Source organism: Kineococcus siccus (assembly GCF_009906795.1).
GTDB lineage: Bacteria > Actinomycetota > Actinomycetes > Actinomycetales > Kineococcaceae > Kineococcus > Kineococcus siccus.
In genome coordinates this window covers 1-2756 of record NZ_JAAALN010000341.1, presented here as the reverse complement: position 1 = coordinate 2756, position 2756 = coordinate 1, and the positions used below count along the sequence as shown (strand labels likewise).

2 protein-coding genes are annotated in these 2756 nt (G+C 73.7%); one reads left to right on the top strand and one right to left on the bottom strand.

The features are described 5' to 3' along the window. The first annotated feature begins 267 nt into the window (after window positions 1–267). Window positions 268–1554, top strand: coding sequence for an L-fucose:H+ symporter permease (gene fucP, locus GTR02_RS21120; RefSeq protein WP_166609439.1), 1287 nt, complete (start codon window positions 268–270; stop codon window positions 1552–1554). A 3-nt stretch (window positions 1555–1557) separates the two neighbouring features. Here the strand turns inward: fucP and GTR02_RS24780 are convergent, their stop codons facing one another. Continuing rightward, on the bottom strand, window positions 1558–2736 hold the full coding sequence (locus GTR02_RS24780) for a cytochrome P450 (RefSeq protein ID WP_166609438.1): 1179 nt from the start codon (window positions 2734–2736) through the stop codon (window positions 1558–1560). Window positions 2737–2756 lie beyond the last annotated feature (20 nt).

Genomic DNA, 2756 nt, shown 5'->3' with positions numbered 1-2756 from the left:
TCCCCGCCTCGCGCGGCAGCGCGGTCGTCGTCCTCCCGGCCCCCCGCCGCCCCCGCGACTGAGCCTCTCGACCGGGCCCGCGCGGGTCCGACGCCCTCAGCACGAGTGGAGCGAACTCCCCGGCAGTGCTAGACACGACCCCTGGCGACGAGCCCGAGGTGCCGGTACGGACGTCCCGGTCCGGCCCTCCCGCTCCTGCCCAGGTCGCTGACGACGGGGGAGGACGACGTGGCCGCAGAACGCTCCGTGCGCACGGACGACGTCTCGGTGGAGGGTGAGCAGCGCTTCCTGCACCGGGGGGCGAAGGTCCCGTTCATCCTCCTCGTCACGTGCTTCGTGGCGTGGGGCACCGCGGCGAACATGACCGACCCGATGGTCAGCGTGTTCAAGACGGTGTTCAGCATGAGCAACTTTCAGTCGGCGCTCGTGCAGTTCGCCTACTACGGCGCCTACTTCTGCCTCGCGCTGCCCGCGGCCTTCATCAACCGCCGCTTCTCCTACAAGACGGGCGTCCTGCTGGGCCTGGGCCTCGCGGTGGGCGGGGCGGCGCTGTTCTACCCCGCGACGCAGGTCATGACGTACGGGATGTTCCTGCTGGCCCTGTTCGCCCTCGCGGGCGGCCTGTCGATCCTCGAGACCTCGGCCAACCCGTTCGTCATGGCGATGGGCCCCGAGGCGACCGCGACCCGTCGCCTGAACTTCGCGCAGGCGTTCAACCCCGTGGGGACGAACCTCGGGGTGCTGCTGGCGGCCGTGTTCATCCTGCCGAACATGGACCCCGCGACGGCCGAGCAGCGCGCCGCCATGGGCGCCGAAGCGCTGCGCGCCATCCAGTCCGTCGAGCTCAACGCGGTCATGCGGCCCTACCTGGGCGTCGGCCTCCTGCTCGCGCTGATCTGGATCGGCATCGCCGTCACGAAGATGCCCGACCACATGGGGACCGAGGTCCAGGAGGGCCACGAGACGCACCTGCTGGCCACGGCCCGGCGGCTGCTGGCCAACCGCCACTACCGGTTCGGGGTCATCGCCCAGTTCTTCAACGTCGGGGCGCAGACCTGCGTCTGGACGTTCACCCTGCAGTACGCCGCCGAGGCCGTCGGGGGGAGTCCGTCCGACAAGGGCGCCTGGCTGCAGGCCAGCCTCCTCGTCTTCCTGGTCTCGCGGTTCCTCATGGTGTGGCTCATGGGCTTCGTGCGGGCCTCGTTCCTCATGCTGTGCATGACGGTGCTCGCCCTCGTGCTGTGCACCGTGGCCGTCCTCGTGCCCACCCTGGTGGGCCTCCTCGCCGTCGTCGCCCTGTCGCTGTGCCTGTCGCTGCTGTTCCCCACCATCTACGGGATCGCGCTGGAGGGGCTCGGCGAGGACACGAAGTTCGGTGCGGCCGGCCTCGTCATGGCCATCCTCGGCGGCGCCCTCCTGCCGCTCGTGCACGGCGGTGTGATCGACGCGACCAGCGCGACCACCGCCTACCTCGTGCCGGCCGCGTGCTTCGCGGTCGTCGCCGCCTACGCGGTGTTCGACCTCCGCGCCCACCGGGAGCCCGCCGCCGCCTGACGCTCACGCACGGCGCACCCGCAGGGGCAGCGACCCCCACGCCCGCATCGTGTTGTTGAGGTGCCGCCGCGGGGTGCCGGCGAGATCCAGGGACCCGACGCGCTCCAGCAGCGCACCGAGCACCGCCTCGGCCTCCAGCCGCGCGACGTGCTGGCCGACGCACTGGTGCAGCCCCATGCCGAACCCCACGTGCCCCGAGGGGTCGCGGGTCAGGTCGAACTCGTCGGGCCGGTCCCAGCGGCGCGGGTCGCGGTTCGCCGCGCCCAGGAACATGAGGATCTTCTCGCCGTCCCCGACGACGGCCCCGCCGATGCGCACCTCCCCCGTGGCGGTGCGGAAGAACACCTGCACGGGCGAGGCCCAGCGCACGGCCTCGTCGAAGGCGACCCGGGCCAGGCCGGGTTCCGCGCGCAGCCGCGCCCACTGCGCGGGGTGGGTCGCGACCGCGTGCAGGAGGGCCGCGAGGCCCTGCACGGTCGTGTCGACCCCGGCCGACAGCAGCGAGCGCACGACCAGCGGCGCCTGCGCGGGCGTGATGTCGCCGCGGTCGGCCGCGGCCCAGATGGCGGCGCCGAACCCGCCGGGGCGCAGCGCGTCCCGGGCGCACTGCGCGTCGACCCAGGCCGCCCGCTCCGCGCGGCGGGGGTTCCCGCGCGCGACCAGGTCGTTGGCCGGGCCGAACGCGTTGAACAGGTGGTCGCCGTACGGCAGCAGGTGCTCGCGGCCCTGCTCGCCGATGCCGACCGCGTCGGGGAACACGCGCAGGGGGAACGCCTCCGCGAGCGCCGGCACCGCGTCGAACTCCTCCTGCTGCAGCACCTCGTCCACCAGGGCGTGGGCGTCGGCCGTCCACCGCGCCCGCAGGCCACGCAGAGCGCGCGGCGACAGCACGCGTTCCAGCACGACGCGCGGGGCGTCGTGGTGGGGCGGGTCCGTCTCCAGCAGCAGGCTGGGCGGCCGCCACGGCGGTTCCCGCCGGAAGTTGCTCAGCCCCACGCCCGCGCCCGACGCGAAGGACTGCCAGTCGACGAGCGCGGCGTGCACCTGCTCGTAGCGGGCCAGGGCGTGCACGCCGTAGCGGCGCAGGAGGACGACGGGGCCGGCGTCGCGCAGCTCGGCGTGCAGCGCACCGGGTTCGGCCAGCACCTCGTCGCTGAAGGGGTCGGCGTCGCTGACGGTCACGGGTCCTCCTGCAGGCGGGG